At 35.9% G+C, this 15,513-nt stretch carries 15 protein-coding genes and 1 pseudogene; 9 read left to right on the top strand and 7 right to left on the bottom strand.

All coding sequences use genetic code 11. The features are described 5' to 3' along the window. Window positions 1-435 precede the first annotated feature (435 nt). A complete protein-coding gene (nagZ, locus tag M3226_RS30760) occupies window positions 436-2,178 on the top strand; it encodes a beta-N-acetylhexosaminidase (RefSeq protein WP_251573241.1) in 1,743 nt (580 codons plus the stop codon). A gap of 237 nt (window positions 2,179-2,415) precedes the next feature. Beyond that, window positions 2,416-2,742, top strand: coding sequence for a YciI family protein (locus M3226_RS30755; protein WP_251573239.1), 327 nt, complete (start codon window positions 2,416-2,418; stop codon window positions 2,740-2,742). A 167-nt stretch (window positions 2,743-2,909) separates the two neighbouring features. Here the strand turns inward: M3226_RS30755 and M3226_RS30750 are convergent, their stop codons facing one another. From M3226_RS30750 to M3226_RS30740, 3 genes are all read right to left on the bottom strand, one after another. Then, window positions 2,910-3,125 (bottom strand): helix-turn-helix domain-containing protein, encoded by a 216-nt coding sequence (locus M3226_RS30750; protein WP_251573237.1) that lies wholly within the window; start codon window positions 3,123-3,125, stop codon window positions 2,910-2,912. 94 nt (window positions 3,126-3,219) lie between these two features. Further along, entirely contained in the window at window positions 3,220-3,702 is a 483-nt protein-coding gene (locus tag M3226_RS30745) for a DUF2975 domain-containing protein (RefSeq protein WP_251573235.1), read from the bottom strand. 247 nt (window positions 3,703-3,949) lie between these two features. Beyond that, a complete protein-coding gene (locus tag M3226_RS30740; protein ID WP_251573233.1) occupies window positions 3,950-4,930 on the bottom strand; it encodes an NADPH:quinone reductase in 981 nt (326 codons plus the stop codon). A gap of 135 nt (window positions 4,931-5,065) precedes the next feature. Between M3226_RS30740 and M3226_RS30735 the strand changes: the two genes are divergently transcribed. Then, window positions 5,066-5,659 carry a YdeI/OmpD-associated family protein gene (locus tag M3226_RS30735; RefSeq protein ID WP_251573231.1) on the top strand — a complete coding sequence of 198 codons (594 nt, stop codon included), beginning with the start codon at window positions 5,066-5,068 and terminating at the stop codon, window positions 5,657-5,659. A 246-nt stretch (window positions 5,660-5,905) separates the two neighbouring features. Beyond that, on the top strand, window positions 5,906-6,361 hold the full coding sequence (locus tag M3226_RS30730) for a C40 family peptidase (protein WP_251573229.1): 456 nt from the start codon (window positions 5,906-5,908) through the stop codon (window positions 6,359-6,361). Window positions 6,362-6,471: 110 nt separating this feature from the next. On the opposite strand, the gene M3226_RS30725 is transcribed toward M3226_RS30730, so the two are convergent. Next, complete coding sequence (locus M3226_RS30725) at window positions 6,472-7,416, bottom strand: DMT family transporter (protein WP_251573244.1); 945 nt, start codon at window positions 7,414-7,416, stop codon at window positions 6,472-6,474. Window positions 7,417-7,637: 221 nt separating this feature from the next. On the opposite strand from M3226_RS30725, the gene M3226_RS30720 reads away from it, so the two are divergent. From M3226_RS30720 to M3226_RS30710, 3 genes are all read left to right on the top strand, one after another. Then, on the top strand, window positions 7,638-8,744 hold the full coding sequence (locus M3226_RS30720) for a glycosyl hydrolase family 18 protein (protein ID WP_251573227.1): 1,107 nt from the start codon (window positions 7,638-7,640) through the stop codon (window positions 8,742-8,744). Window positions 8,745-9,306: 562 nt separating this feature from the next. Continuing rightward, window positions 9,307-10,497, top strand: coding sequence for a styrene monooxygenase/indole monooxygenase family protein (locus M3226_RS30715; protein ID WP_251573225.1), 1,191 nt, complete (start codon window positions 9,307-9,309; stop codon window positions 10,495-10,497). Between the two features lie 561 nt (window positions 10,498-11,058). Beyond that, entirely contained in the window at window positions 11,059-12,174 is a 1,116-nt protein-coding gene (locus tag M3226_RS30710; RefSeq protein ID WP_251573223.1) for a PepSY-associated TM helix domain-containing protein, read from the top strand. A 255-nt stretch (window positions 12,175-12,429) separates the two neighbouring features. On the opposite strand, the gene M3226_RS30705 is transcribed toward M3226_RS30710, so the two are convergent. Next, window positions 12,430-13,056 (bottom strand): metal-dependent hydrolase, encoded by a 627-nt coding sequence (locus tag M3226_RS30705; RefSeq protein ID WP_251573221.1) that lies wholly within the window; start codon window positions 13,054-13,056, stop codon window positions 12,430-12,432. 385 nt (window positions 13,057-13,441) lie between these two features. On the opposite strand from M3226_RS30705, the gene M3226_RS30700 reads away from it, so the two are divergent. Next, complete coding sequence (locus tag M3226_RS30700) at window positions 13,442-13,642, top strand: cold-shock protein (protein WP_251573219.1); 201 nt, start codon at window positions 13,442-13,444, stop codon at window positions 13,640-13,642. Between the two features lie 601 nt (window positions 13,643-14,243). Here the strand turns inward: M3226_RS30700 and M3226_RS30695 are convergent. Both M3226_RS30695 and M3226_RS30690 read right to left on the bottom strand, forming a co-directional pair. Beyond that, a complete protein-coding gene (locus tag M3226_RS30695; protein WP_251573217.1) occupies window positions 14,244-14,669 on the bottom strand; it encodes a hypothetical protein in 426 nt (141 codons plus the stop codon). A gap of 242 nt (window positions 14,670-14,911) precedes the next feature. Continuing rightward, a pseudogene (locus M3226_RS30690) lies at window positions 14,912-15,016 on the bottom strand (hypothetical protein); the annotation flags it as partial. 219 nt (window positions 15,017-15,235) lie between these two features. On the opposite strand from M3226_RS30690, the gene M3226_RS32435 reads away from it, so the two are divergent. Next, the gene (locus M3226_RS32435) at window positions 15,236-15,361 is read left to right on the top strand and encodes a hypothetical protein (protein WP_285858069.1); all 126 of its coding nucleotides are present in this window, start codon (window positions 15,236-15,238) and stop codon (window positions 15,359-15,361) included. The last annotated feature ends 152 nt before the right edge of the window (window positions 15,362-15,513 follow it).

Here is a 15,513-nt window from a genome sequence, read left to right as displayed (position 1 = left end):
TAACGGATGGGCTCTAAGGCACCATAGTTTATCGACCTTCCTCTCCCAGCCTTAGGAACATTATCGCCGGATTCAATATATTTTCATTCTTTGTGGTGAAGCGCCGATTTTTGCGCTTCATGGATGGCTAACGGGTGCTTTTGTTCAATATCCCAAATTATTAATTAGCCGAAAATATGCAAGTATTTATTCATTTCTTGCATATTTTCGGCTTTTTTACATTCAAAAAACATACTGCCATAAACAGCATTTTTTAATTGCCAAATACATAATTATGAACTTTGAAAATAGAGGGACAACAATATGTTTTGTAAGCATACCTATTGGTAGGGAATATTGATTGAGTATATATAGTGTATAAGATAATATGAATATACTAGACTCCTTGAGCACATGTTTATTTAGAAAAAATATGCCAAAGAAAGGAATTATGTTATGCGTAAACGCAGTCCATCCGTTTTGAAACCGCTTATTTTTTCGACTCTATCACTCGTTCTTATTCTAGTTGTTGGTATTTATTTTTTCGGGTGGGATAGAGGCGAGAAGCAGCTAGACAAGGCATTTCCTGAAACTTCGCACCCAACTAGGAGTAAACCATCAGATTCAACTGTAGATAAATCTTCGAGTCTAGAAGCATTGGTCCGTGATACCTTCTCACTTTCTAAGGAAGGGAAGGTAGTAAACTCTCCGTTCATTTCCGGTAAAACTCAAAAAATAGACGTAACCAATCAATGGGGAAAACCGGACCAAACAACGAAAACTTCAAGTAGCAGGTACGAAACATATACAAAGCACCATGTTGTCCTTGGATATCTTGGGGAAATAGTGAGCGATATCAGGTCCAATGATTCGGAATTACAGACTATTCCATTCAATGAAATTAAGAAGGCTGGCGGTGAACCTGATCAGGTTGGGTACTATCAAGATCGATACAATAACCAAATTATCCTTATATATCATGTAAATTCAACAACTGATTTAAAGTGGATATTACCAAAGCCTACCAAAAAGGAGCCAAACCCCAAAGTGGATCATATCTCTGTCTATACCCAAGTTAAAAATCAAGCCGAACAACAAAAGAGCATAGATGAAATCATTTCGGAAATGAGTTTAGATGAAAAAATTGGGCAGATGATGATCGCTGGTATTTCGGGTACAAAAATGGATCCACAAACAATAAGTTTAATCACGAAATACAAAGTTGGAGGGATGATTTTTTACCAGAACAATTTAGTCAATCCCGAGCAAACCGTTCAGCTGCTAAATGAAATAAAGACTGAAAATGTTCACAACCGTCTTCCGTTATTTTTAAGTGTTGACCAAGAAGGCGGACGCGTTACCAGGCTGCCTGGAGGACTTTTCAATTTTCCTACCAATAAAGAGATTGGGGAAATAAATAATTCTCAGTTTTCTTATAAAGTTGGAACAATTTTAGGCAAGGAGTTAAATGGGTTTGGGTTCAATCTTGACTTCGCTCCTGTACTTGATGTCAACAGCAATCCGAAAAACCCAATAATAGGGGACAGGTCATTCGGAAACAATCCGGACGTTGTCAGTAAGCTTGGAATTCAAACCATGAAAGGCATTCAGTCGCAAAATATAATCGCAACGATTAAGCATTTTCCAGGACACGGAGATACATCGGTTGATTCCCATCTCGAATTGCCAATCGTATACAAAAATCTAACAGAGCTAAAAAAACTCGAATTAATCCCGTTTGAGCGTACCATAGATAATGGGGCCGATGTGGTCATGGTCGCACATATCTTACTGCCAAAATTGGATGCTCATTACCCAGCGTCTATGTCCAAAGTTGTCATCACGGATATCCTTAGAAAACAGCTTGATTTCGGAGGTGTTGTGATAACGGATGACATGACCATGAAGGCAATCACAGACCATTATAAAATGGGCGCGGCAGCAGTGGATTCCATTAATGCTGGCAGTGACATCATTTTAGTGGCCCATGATTATAACAAAATAGTTGAAGCCATTACATCCATAAAGGTCGCTGTCCAAAAAGGGGAGATCTCTGAACAAAGAATTAATGATAGTGTCAGAAGAATTATCTTGCTAAAAAAGAAATATGGAATGAACAATACGAACATAGGAAATGTGAATATTGAAGAGCTGAACCATTCGATAAAAGATCTGCTTGATGAGTACAAAATAGAATGAAATTAAGGGGACAGCGGACTTTTTAGTAGAAGAATTAAAAAGAGATTTCCTCAAAGTTACGGGTTTGTTCCCTCTTGCAAACAAAGATATAGATTCAAAGATTTGGTACTGGAGAGAATGGGCAGTAAAGTGACACGAAAAGAGTTGGATTGTGTTCGATAGGTGTCTATGTGATAATTGGTCGTTGAGTGTAGTAATTATTAAAAACTAATTTAATTCGATGGAGGTACATTCGGAATGTCGGAAAAAACCACAAGTGAGGCTGCAGCTAAAATGCACTTTATGTTAAAGTCTACTCCTCCAAGAACAACTTTTCACCAGGATATGACAGTAGAAGAACGGAACATTATGTTAAAACATATTGCTTATTGGACTGACAAGCAAAACCAGGGGATTGCCTTGGTCTTCGGCCCTGTTTTAAATCCTTCCGCACCGCACGGACTTGCCGTAATTGAAGTTAAAAATGAAGCTCAAGTCCCAAAACTTATAGCAGATGACCCAGCAGTAATGGCTGGTATTATGACAACTGAATTTTATCCAATGATAGCAACGCTGCCCAAATAACACGCTTGCCTTTGGCAGGCGATGTTAATGAAAAAGAAACTTGAATAGACAAAAGCAAATGGCTCAGTATTGGACAGAGTCATTTGCTTTCTTAAGTTTTATAATCGTGATAAAAAAATTCAATAACGGCAATAGATCATACTTAATCCGCTTATATTCCATGTAGTTTAAGTATCTTCATCGCTTTTGTACTCTAAAATATCTCCAGGTTGACAATCCAAAGCCTTACATATCCCTTCTAACGTTGAAAAACGAATCGCTTTTGCTTTCCCGTTTTTCAGAATGGAAAGGTTTGCCATTGTAATCCCAACCCTTTCCGAAAGTTCCGTTACGCTCATTTTTCTTTTTGCCAGCATCACGTCAATATTGATGATAATTGCCAAATTAACCACCTCACACTATTCAATCATTTTCAGATATTATATCTACGCATTCATACACAAGCCTTTGGATACTGATTTTGCTAAGTTTTCAGCCTTAGACAGTTAAATCGTTTTCTGATTTGATATCAATCGCTTCTTTTAAAAGCTTTTGGAGAACAGCAGCAAAAACCGCAATGACTAGTGAAGCAAAAGGAACAACCATTCCGACAAAGATGACACCAGGCGCGTCGTCTTTTTCCGCAAAGAGATAGAAGAGCGGCAAGGTTAACACATGCAAGGTACTGATTGTGATGGCACAGTATTTGATTTTCTTTAAAGCATTTACAGATAACTCGGAGAAGGCTTTATTTTTGTCAATATAACGTAATAGTTTGAAAGCCTGATACAAAGCAAAGTAAAAAGGAATTGCCGAAGCATAAAAAACAATGGAAACGAGATATTTTATAAAAGCAAACTCTGGAAGCAATTTTGCTGAAACATTCCCTATCTCAGGAACCAAAAAGATGCACAAAGCAAGAATGGGGATGCCAATAAGAATATCAGCGATCTTTAAAAATAATGTTGTTCCTCTTTTCATAAAAACACCTCTCTAATTTATTGTTAATTGAATTTTAAATTAATTTTTATCGTATTAAATAATGTTTTTGCTGTTATCTGTTGAAAATAGACAAAGATGTGTGGGAAAGAGATAGAAGAGGGAAGTTTAAAAAAGGAAAGAAGCGATGCTTCCTTTAGCATCGCCCTTAAATACAATTTTACCATGTATTAAAATAGATGTTTTTTAATAAAAGCATTTAGTGAGAGACTTTAATTACGTAGAATTATTAGTCAATGATTAAAACAAGTTTACCATTTCCTAAACCTTTTTCCAGCTGTTCAAAGCCCTGTGATGCTTGCTGGAGCGGCAATGTTGTCCCAATAATTGGACGAAGTGCACCACTTGTTAGCATGCCAATGATACCATGAATGCTTTGTTCATATTCATCTTTTGGTGCGTTCCAAAGAGCTGTTGCTAAAATATCACATTCCTTTTGCATGGCAAGACGTGGATTTATTTCGATTGAACCACGATTACCAATAATAACAATTTTACCAAATGGTGCAATCAGCTTTAAATCTGTTTCTAAATTCTTATTTGCTAAAAACTCAATAATGACATCAGGTCCATTGCCACCTGTTAAGGCTAGCACATCTTCAATCGTTGCTTCTGTCACATGATCAATGACAAAATCGGCACCAGCCTGCTGCACCAATTTTTTACCCTCTTGTCTACTTGCTGTTCCAATCACTTTAGCACCGTGAGATTTTGCCATTTGCACAGCCTGTAATCCAACTCCGCCACTGGCGCCATGAATAAGAACGGTTTGACCAGGCTTCAGACAAGCACGTTGAAATAATGCACGATAGGCGGTTAACGCAGGTACGCCTAATGCTGCACCTTGTTCAAAAGATACATGCTCGGGTAATGGATGAACCATAGTTGCATCACATACTACTTTTTGTGCAAATGTGCCTGTACTATGACCTTTTTTTAAGGACGCAATAAATACACGGTCACCAACACGAACGTTTGTGACTTCTTCTCCAATCGCTTCCACAATCCCAGCACCGTCTACCCCTGGTGTATAAGGCAATTGAGGTATACTAAACGCATATGTACCTGTTAATGTGTAAGTATCACTTGGATTGACGCCCGCCGCATATAAACGAACACACATCTCTCCCTTTTCTGCAACGACATCCTCTACGTCTTTATAGACTAATTTCTCAGGTCCACCAAATTGTGTAACTTGAATGGCTTTCATGATATCAACCTCCTCGTAGTTATTATATATCGAAAGAGTACATATACCGTAATATCTAGTTTTGGTCCTGAGATTAATATATATTTAAGTAAAGCCAAAAAAGTGGCAGGTAGAATTTAAGTGAGGTGTACCTTGTTGACAGAGAGAAGAATGAATCCTAAGGTTGATGAATTTTTAAGTAAAGCTAAAAAGTGGAAGCAAGAATATGAGAAGTTGAGACAGATCGTTCTTGACTGTGAGCTGACTGAAGAATATAAGTGGATGCATCCTTGTTACACGTTTGAGAAAAAAAACATTGTTTTAATCCATGGTTTTAAAGACTATTGTGCGCTTTTGTTTCACAAAGGTTCCTTATTAAAGGATGCGAGGGGGATTTTAATTCAACAAACGGAAAATGTACAGGCGGGTCGCCAGATTCGGTTCACCAATGTTCAAGAAATTGTTGCAATGGAGACCATTCTGAAAGATTATATTTATGAAGCGATTGAAGTGGAAAAAGCCGGTTTGGAAGTGAATTTTAAAAAGAATACAGATTACACCATTCCTGAAGAATTTCAACATAAATTAGATGAGATCCCTGCCTTGAAAACTGCTTTTGAAGCATTGACGCCAGGAAGGCAAAGAGCATACATTCTTCATTTTTCTCAGCCCAAACAATCTAAAACTCGAGTGGCAAGGGTTGAAAAATATATGCCGCAAATTCTCAATGGAAAGGGATTAAATGATTAATGCTTTAAGACCACTTAGCCCCCAAATTAACCTTTGATCTTTTGGTCAAAGGTTTTTTTTGCTAGGATTTTTACTTTAGCAAATCTTTTCAATAATAACGACTCTTAACATGCTAGAGAATAACGATCTAGTATTTTAAAATTATATTAAAATTACTTTGTAATGAAATTATCATATTGCTGTGATGAGTCTGTCATACCTTTCTAGTATAGTGAACTTATCAAATCACACTAGGAGGAAACAATCATGCTAAAGAAATTCATCGTAGCCTTTACTATCTTAGCTTCTTGTGGCTCTTTGTTCGCCGCCAAGGGTGAAAAAGCGGAAGCAGCAACTTATAATTATCATACAGCAGCCATTTCGATTGCAAAATCAAATATCGGAGTTCCTTACCGATGGGGCGGGATTTCGCCTGGCGGATTTGACTGTTCAGGTCTTGTGAAGTACTCATACGGAAAAGCGGGAAGAACACTAAATCGCACTGCTGCACAAATGTACTATGGAAACGGATATCGACCATCAAACTTGCAGATCGGTGATTTATTGTTCTATGGACCGAATAAAGCAAGTGCCCCAACACATGTTGCCATCTATATCGGATACGGGAAAATGATCATGGCATCCTCCTCTAAAGGGGTTATTATCACCTACACAAGCAACCCATATTGGCATCCTAGATATATTGGAGCAAAGCGAGTATAAAGATCATCGGTGACGATGGTCTTTTTATTAGTATTTTTCTTTCCTTAAAACTTATTTTAAAATAGATTTTTTGTAGTAGTTGACAATCTCAATGGTCAGAAAGCCCCTAATCAACTTACTCTGAGGGGCTTTTCATTATCAGATAGTTGATTAGTCTTTGAAGAAGAATCTTTACCCAAAGCCAATATTAGAATCATTCCAATAATACATACTGTACCAACCCATTGGAAAAAACCAAAGGGTTCTTTTAACCAAAAGACCGTTGTTAAAACGGCAGCTAGTGGCTCTATGCTGCCTAGAAGACTGGATTCTTTAGGCGACAGACTTTGCAAACTTTCTATATAAAACCAAAATGCAAGCATAGTACCAAATATGATTACGAAGACTAAATATGAATAAGCTTCTAGCGTCAAGCTTTTAAAGTCTATTTGCCAAGGCGGATGGATAAAACTTAATGCAATACCACCGATGATCATTGCCCATCCGACTATGACAAGTGAATCGTATTGTTTCAATAATGGAACGGCATATAGAGTATAAAATGCTAAAGCTATTCCAGATAAAACACCCCAAACGATGGCAAGAGTTGGCACAGATAATTGAGAGATTGAACCGTTTGTTAATAAGAAAAAACAACCAACTAAAGCCAGCAAAACAGTCAACAAATCATTTCGTGTTAGAACTGTTTGTTTGCGGAAAAGTAAGTACACGATAATCATTACAGGTGCTAAATACTGTAAAAGTGTTGCAACAGCCGCATTTCCATGTTTAATGGACGCCATATAGGTATATTGAACCGCAAGCATACCGAGTAAACCGAAGATCACCAAATGAATCGCTATCCTTCGAGTTTTCCAGACACCAAGAATCTGGGAACGGTCTTTTCCAAAAAATTGAACGGTTAAGAGTAAAAAACCAGCTATCAGCAATCGGATTGTTACCATCCAATTTACATCGATTTGATACTGCTGAAAAAGCTTTTTTGCAACTGTGCCACCAATTCCCCAAAATATTGCTCCCGTTATGACAAGAAGGATTCCCTTTCTTCTATTCATCATAGATTCTCCACCTTTAAATATAAAAATAAAATGATAATATTTTATATGATAAGTGAAAAATCCCTGAAATAATACCCGAATCGAATGAAAAAATATAAGTATATTGAGGTATCATGGTATTTCTTCAGTAATCCTTTTATGGAGGAAAAATTATTCGTGAATAAGTTACAACTTTTCTCATCAACTTAAGAAATATACAAACTAGAAGAAGGTGTATCATGGCGAAAAACGGTTTCCGGTCATTCACGATCATTTCTTTATGTATGGCATTATCACTAATGTCATCCTGTAGTCAGATAGAAAGAAAAGAGGCAAACAATAAGAATAAAACTCCTCGTGAAGTCTTAGGTTTCTACACAGAACAGGAAGGAACCTATCCAGGGTCTCAACCTACAGTGAACTCGCAATCCACCAGTTTAAGCATCATTGCACCCTTTTGGTATAAGCTTGATGATAAACGTCCAGGCAGTCTTATAGATTCCGTTACAGCTGATCATAAGAGAAAGGTTATTCAGATTGCTCATAAAAAACACCTGAAGGTATATATGGTTGTACATAATCTCTTATATGAAACCGTGGAGAAAGGCAAGCAGGCAGCGAGTAATGTACTTGATAATGATAAAAACCGCAATCTTTTCATTCAGAACTTACGCAATGAAATCAAGCAGTATAAATATGACGGTATTAATATTGATATGGAAAATTTATTTTTGACTGACCGAGATTCCTTTAGTCTAATGATAAAGAAATTGTCAGATGCTCTGCATCGTGACGGGAAAATAGTTACGGTTTCAGTGCCGGCAAACACAGGTGATTCCCGTGCTAATCCCTGGTCTCCATGGTTTGATTACGAAAAGCTTGGTCTATACTCAGATAGTTTAATGATCATGACTTACGATGAACACAACCCAAGAACAGTACCAGGTTCCACAGCATCAGTCAATTGGACAGAAGCAACAATTCGTTATGCTTTGAAACAGGGAGTACCACCATCAAAAATTTTACTCGGCATTGCTGGTTATGGATGGGACTGGAATACAACAGCAAAAAAAGCCGTATATAGCTCCTATTCACTGTTAATGGATCAGAAAACCAAATATAAATCTAAAGTGATTTGGGACACCCGTTCGCAAACACCACATTTCAGTTATGTAGATGAAAAACATCATAGCCATCAGGCTTGGTTTGAGAATAGCTTTAGTCTGCGGTTTAAGCTAAACCTTGTAGAAAAATATAACTTACGGGGAATCGGGATTTGGAGGCTAGGCTTAGAAGACCCCATGTACTGGACGACCATACCCAAAAAAATAAAAGTAAAAAAGTGATAGAATCGTCTTCTTGTACTAACGGGGCTGGCTACACGAGGAAATATGGTATTTTATAAATAACTTATCAGAGCTGTCATCTCGGCAGCTTTTTTGCTTTTAACTAAAGTCGCAGTTTAGTTTAAGAATAAATAAATGGTAAAAAAAGGTGATTAAATTAATAGCACAGCTTAAAATTAAAAAAATTCAAAATTGTAATATTTGATTAATGTGCAATATTTAACTTGTGGATGTTTTTACAATTTGTGGATGTATTGATGCAAATCTGAACTCTTATCGCTAGTATTAAAAAGGAGAGATGACCATTTGGCTAAAAATTCCGTGTCATATTACACTTTTTGGAATGTATTGTTAAGGGATTTTTGCCCAAATTTCCTTTATGGTCTAGTAAATAAACACTGTCACTAAAGAACCATTTACATCTGAGTTGGCCTTCAATAAAATAAACCATAGTTACATTTAAAGGAAAATGTTGCTAAAAAGTTCACAGAACTAGTACATATAATGTAACTTAGGCATTCATCTAAATCGATTGGAGAATGCCATATTTTCTAATAAGGGAGTGAAATTGTTGAAAAAGAGACTCTGTATTATTGGTAGTGGCGTAGCCGGACTACACCTAGCTTATGCTCTAAAGGACGATTTTGATATTACAGTCATTGAAAGACAATCATCAGATCAAATTAAAAATGGTCGAATCATGTCTACCCAAGTGCATTTTGGATCAACAAGGAATCGTGAAAAACGCTTTAATGTGCCAAAATGGGGAGAACAAGCTCTTATTAAAAGTATTCATATTACGATTGGAAATCAAAAACTATTTGTAGGAAAATTACGTGATCCGGCATTATCTGTTGATCAACGTTTGTATTACTCTCATTCTATTAAAGATCTTGTAGAAAAGGGAGTTTCCTTCCGTCTAGAAAAGGTAGAAAAAGAGAGTGTGGAAGTACTTATAGATGCGTTTGATTTGGTGATTGATTGTACAGGGAAAAATGGACCTCTTTTTCCGTTTCCGATTGAAGAGGATCTGTCTCCTTTTCAAACTCCTCAGCGAAAATGTATCGTTGGTTATTTCAAAGGTATAAAAGCAAACACCCCTTTGGGAGTAAGTGTAACGGTTCTTCCTGAGTTGGGTGAAATGTTTGAAATACCCGCAATAACAGAACACGGTCCTGTTACCATACTGTTCATTATGGCAATACCAAACAGCGATTTAGACATATTTAAAGGAATAAAAAATGCAGAAGAGTTTACTCTTAAAATGAGGAGCACAGTTCAACAGTTTTTTCCGGAAATTTATAACCGAATGGATGGAAAAAATTTTGAATTATGTGATGAAAATAGCTTTCTCCAAACGGCCTTAACACCTGTTATTCGAAAGCCGTATCTGATGGTTAAAAATAAGCTGGTAGTTGGCTGTGGCGATAGTGTATTTTTAAACGATCCTATTACGGGTCAAGGCTGTAATCTCTCTTCTTACTGTGCTGAACAATTGTATGAAACACTTACCGAATACAAAAATTCTAAGTGGGACGTAGAAACAGGAGAGTGTTATTGGAATCGAACGAAACAGTATGTAAAAGAAGTAACTGAATGGACAAATGCCATGACGAAACCATTACCTGAGCATGTTGTTCAATTGCTACTTCAGGGTGCACAGGACCAAGTAAAAGCAAACGAAATTGCTGAATGGTTTGCCAATCCGACAAAAGCGTATAATGCGTTTTTTTCAAAAACAACAATACATTAAAAAGTCGATGACCGCCATGAAGGCGGTCATTGTTCGTCCACAATAAAAGCAGGTCCGACCGTGTTGCTTTTGATGTTTTTCAAAGTCTGTAATACTTCATGTTTATACTCTTCTTTCTCTTCAAAAGCTTTACTCATTATTTTTAGGTTTTCTCCTGTTCTTTCTGCTATTTTCCTTGTATACTCTTCCTGATCAAATTTCAGTTTAAACATAGATTTGCTATTAAATGAAACCTAAATCTTTTATCCGTACCTAATCCTTTGAAAAAGTCATCGGCCATTCCTATCGGTATGAACAAGATGGAAACATTAGGTGCATATAGGGCAAAGGATTATTATGAAATAAACTTATGGGCTAATGGTGAGTAGCTTTTTAAACTAAATGTGAGGTCATAGTTTCTGCAACCAGCTACCTAGTTTTATTTTTTATAGTAACAAAAATAAATTGACGTTGATTATCATTATCATTTAAAATACTAAATGATAATGATAATCAATTTCATGAGATTTTTTATTATTTTGAGCTTTTATTCTTATTTGTTGGAAAGTAGGTATTTATGATATGCGGAAATTAATTGGAAAAATTCATTTATGGTTGAGTATGTTAGTGGGTATATTTATCGTGCTAATTGGAATAACTGGAAGTCTACTTGTCTTTGAACCAGAATTAAATCATTTATTACATCCTAATTTGTTTAAAGTAACAGAAAGTAAAATAGTAACGTATCAAAAGGCATTGGAAACTGTAAAAATCTCATATCCAAAAGGAGAAATTCAACGTGTATATACACCAAATGAACCAGAGTCGAAAGGAGTTTACTTATTTCGACTGAAAGAAGGTGAAAAGCAGCGATCAATATTTGTTGATCCTGGAACAGGACAGATAAATGGAACCTTAGGGGATAAGACATTGTTTAATATCATCCTTGATTTTCATAGATCGCTCCTACTGGAAGATTTTAAAGGTGAAAATATTGTTGGTATAATTGGAATTCTTTTCTTTTTTATAACGTTGTCAGGAATATATTTATGGTGGCCAGGATTAAAAAAATGGAAAAATGGTTTTAAAATGAGACGCAATAAAAACGTTTTTGTAAAGAATTATGATTTACATAAGGTCCTCGGGGCAGTGTCAATACCATTTTTATTGATTGTTTCATTAACAGGAGCCCTTTTTACATACGATGAGACAATTTTCGGTTGGTTTGGAGGAAAAGCAAAAGTAACACTTCCAGAAGAGAACCTTATTTCTAAACCTCTTCCAACTGGAAAGCTTCCTCTGGATCTTTTATTAAGTAAAGCTGAAAAAGAAGTACCTAAGGGAACAATTACTCAAGTTAGAATGCCAGAAAAGATGGAGCAAGGAATGGCTGAAGGGGCAATAGAAATTCGGCTTAGTCGTTCTTACGACCCTGGGGATGGAAACATACGAGTATGGCTAGACCAGTATAATGGAAAAATAGTAGGCAAGTTAGATCCAAAAATAAACAGTGGTCTACTTTATCAAATATGGCATCATCCTTTACATACAGGAACTTTTGGAGGAATATTTACAAAAATTTTATACGCAATTGGTGGCCTTACTCCAACCATTCTAATGTTTACGGGGATTTATATGTGGTGGTTTAAGAAGAAGAACAAAAGAAAACCAAAAAAGAGAGCAGTTCAAGCAGCATAATAAACCGTGCAAATTTGATTATGATTAGATTTAAAACTTCCTCAGATTTTAAAACTATTTTAAGAGAGGTATAAGAAGTTTTATAAATAATAATGGACAAGGGTTAGAACTTAAGGTAACTGGTGCTTTAACACAGTAATGAATAAAATTATTAGCCTAATATATGCAAGTTTTTGCACAACTTGCATATTTGGCTTTTTTTACATTCAAAAAAGATTAATAGAATTCATAAATGAAACACATGAAAATATGTAGTTATAATTCCTTGGATGACAGCGGTAAGAACAGCTTAATCCCACGCTTATTGAATGGAAGTATTTTTAAATCCGCTATCAGATGACTGATGTAACCACCTATACAGGAATAGAAAACACCATGAATCTCAAGTGATCCCTCTAAATTGGAAGCAATAATCCCAAAGAAAACAATCCCTAAGATGGAATGGGTATAGCTGCGGTGAGAAGAAAAGGACGCAATGACGATGTAGATTCCAAGCAGAATTAACCATAGTTCGTCTAGCGAGAATCCTCCCAACAGTATGGCAATCCCTGTAATGGTTAACATATGTTTTTGTTTAATGAAGGATGCAACCACAATAATCAAAATGCCGATTCCAATCCCCAGCCATCTATCTTCCCTTGTTTTCTCAATGAAACTATAAAAAATCATCATCATTCCAATTATCAGGGCAGATAGCCGTATCACTTTATGAGACAAAGTAATTTTTCCACGAAGCTTACCGTCAATATCTAGATCAGGGATTAATCCTGAGACGCCTCCTAATCCAACAAATAAGAGTGTCGCTGTAGGAGAGGTTTGCAATGAATTAGCAACAATAAATCCTGTTGCTGATCCAATGACTGCATGTGATGTACCATTCAATTTAATTCCACCTTTAATAATCATAAATAGTTAAAAAACAGACATTAACTATTTTACATCAAAACATCCGTTCTGTTTAGAAGCTAAAATAGGTATTTGGTAGCTTTTTTCATTTGGACTAACAAAATCTTGTTTAATGTGTGGAAGAGTTTTTAAATTTTAAAATGTATCTTTGATAATATCTTTATTTGATTCCAAGGAAAGCTTATTTACAAGCTGGAGATATAATTAGGTCCTTGCAAATGCTTTTGAAAAATGGTAATATAATACAGAATTATTTTTGTTCGGTGTAAAGGATTGTATAAGTAAAACTTTTCGTCTTGATGATCACTGAGAGCAAGGATAGTAATACACTGTGTGTTTTGCACACTAGGAGGCAACATAAATGGAAAATGGTAAAGTAAAATGGTTTAACAGCGAAAAAGGCTTCGGATTCATCGAACGTGAAGGTGGAGAAGACGTATTCGTTCATTTCTCAGCTATTCAAGGCGAAGGTTTTAAAACTTTAGAAGAAGGTCAAACTGTGACTTTCGATGTTGAGCAAGGTCAACGTGGAGCTCAAGCAGCTAACGTTCGTAAAGCTTAATAAAAACAAACTCGGAGCAGGCTCTTTTTATAGAGTCTGTTTTTTTTATCAAAAAACAAGGAGCCCCACTCACGAATGAGTAGGGCACATGTAAACAGTAAATCAAATGGTAAACAAAGTGTATCACATAATCAAGGATTTTACTAATTAGCATAAATAAATATTGTATTCTCGAGATTAGCTCTATTCATTGAGCATTTTTGAGCTAACTGTCAACTAAAATTGTTTTTCCGATGATTAGTTGATGATCAGAAGATTTTTAACAGAAAACAGTTTAGTCAATCGAAAACCGGATGGAAGTCAGTGAAAGTTAAAAAAATAATAATATTATGTTAACTTGAAAAAGTGAAAAGTGCAATGTAAATTCTCCCAATAGGAAATACCTAGTAATTTTTTATTTTTTATATCCTGATTAAAAAAAGGTCTTTGAAAAGCATAAACTATTCTACAGTTAATTTATCTACCTAACTAAAACCTGCGGTTTTCTTAAATTCCATTTGATGGACAAAGTTTTGCATGGCATCTGAACAGTCAATATTGTCGAAGTTTAATTTGTTTAAAGAGCGTTTGTCAATTTTAACAGGGAGAATCGTCATCTTTCTTAGATGCCTGTGGTTATATCCATAATGGTATCTGTGGTATGTATATAAACGGTATCCCAAGGTAAGAGGGCAAACATATCTCTTGCAATTCTTAATACACAGCTGCAGACATAATCCTGTTGGATATCGAAATATTTACTTTTTGTTATTTGTTTGACAGATAATTTTCCCGTTTTAGTTAAAGATAACTGTTCCTTTGGAACAACTGTTTCACTATGTACATCAAATTCGATCTCCATCATTTTTGAATCGTCCGCGAAGAACTCAAAGCTGCTCGCGAATTCCGTTAAGTGGTCTAAGGGGTTAAATTCTTGAATCACTCCGAAGTAAGTATCAATATCTCCCTCAATCACCTTCGTAGCGATTTTTACGTCTCTCTCCCAAGACTGGTACTCTTTCTTATCTTTAGTTCTTGCTTCGATCACTTCTCTTCTAAGGTCTTCTAGCTCTTTGTCTTATTGCTTAAATAACTTAGTAATGACACTAGGTTTGTAGTTTTGTAATTTTGCTAATGCTGCCTGTTCATGGTTTCCCAATTGTCCTTCGTTGTTATTAAAAGGAGAGTTAGTACTCCTAACCTTGATTCAATTAACGGGATTTTCTGTATGAATCGTGAATCGAATGAATTCTTTCTAATGTATTTTCATAGGCATCCACAGGTCTGCCTTTAATAGTTCCTTATGTATTTCGACAAAGGATGGACATTAACCGGTAATTCGCTAAACACATCCAGGTATGTTTTAATTCCAAGAAGCTGAGCCATTAGCTGACCCTTATTGTCACCTGCTCCCCGAGCATATTCTTTTCCTTCTCGGACTGCGGGTTCAAAGGGAGTTCAAAGCCGATTTATCATGGTAGCAATTATCATTAGGGTAGGCTGCACAATTGGTACAGGTCGCAATGTATGATAGCAGCCGTGATAAAAAACTTTTCCGAATCTTTTTTTACTGGTTTGTTAAATTATAAGCATCTTAAGAGTGGTGGTGAAAATATGACAAAACGGAATATTAAAACTAAATCAGGGATGCAAAGTGCGAAAAGTATTACTAGTTCCGAATTTGCTTCAGAAATAAAACCGCAAGACAAAAAAACAGAAAAAACAAGACCTTCCACATAACCTTAAAAATACGACGTAAGCCAAAAAGAGGCTGGGACATAACTAGCTTCAAATAGTAAGAAAGGTGAATTTGAACGTCCTCAAATTCACCTTTCTCTATTTTTGGGCTTTAATTCTTTTATTATCTTAGTTGTTGGCAGTGAATTTTCTTA

Source organism: Neobacillus cucumis (assembly GCF_023715505.1).
This window is presented reverse-complemented; position numbering and strand designations above follow the sequence as displayed.

Bases quoted from the DNA above. Each gene is read 5' to 3' on its own strand.
- nagZ (WP_251573241.1), top strand. From the start codon at position 436: ATGCGTAAACGCAGTCCATCCGTTTTGAAACCGCTTATTTTTTCGACT.
- M3226_RS30755 (WP_251573239.1), top strand. From the start codon at position 2,416: ATGTCGGAAAAAACCACAAGTGAGGCTGCAGCTAAAATGCACTTTATG.
- M3226_RS30745 (WP_251573235.1), bottom strand. From the start codon at position 3,702: ATGAAAAGAGGAACAACATTATTTTTAAAGATCGCTGATATTCTTATT.
- M3226_RS30740 (WP_251573233.1), bottom strand. From the start codon at position 4,930: ATGAAAGCCATTCAAGTTACACAATTTGGTGGACCTGAGAAATTAGTC.
- M3226_RS30730 (WP_251573229.1), top strand. From the start codon at position 5,906: ATGCTAAAGAAATTCATCGTAGCCTTTACTATCTTAGCTTCTTGTGGC.
- M3226_RS30725 (WP_251573244.1), bottom strand. From the start codon at position 7,416: ATGAATAGAAGAAAGGGAATCCTTCTTGTCATAACGGGAGCAATATTT.
- M3226_RS30720 (WP_251573227.1), top strand. From the start codon at position 7,638: ATGGCGAAAAACGGTTTCCGGTCATTCACGATCATTTCTTTATGTATG.
- M3226_RS30710 (WP_251573223.1), top strand. From the start codon at position 11,059: ATGCGGAAATTAATTGGAAAAATTCATTTATGGTTGAGTATGTTAGTG.
- M3226_RS30700 (WP_251573219.1), top strand. From the start codon at position 13,442: ATGGAAAATGGTAAAGTAAAATGGTTTAACAGCGAAAAAGGCTTCGGA.
- M3226_RS32435 (WP_285858069.1), top strand. From the start codon at position 15,236: ATGACAAAACGGAATATTAAAACTAAATCAGGGATGCAAAGTGCGAAA.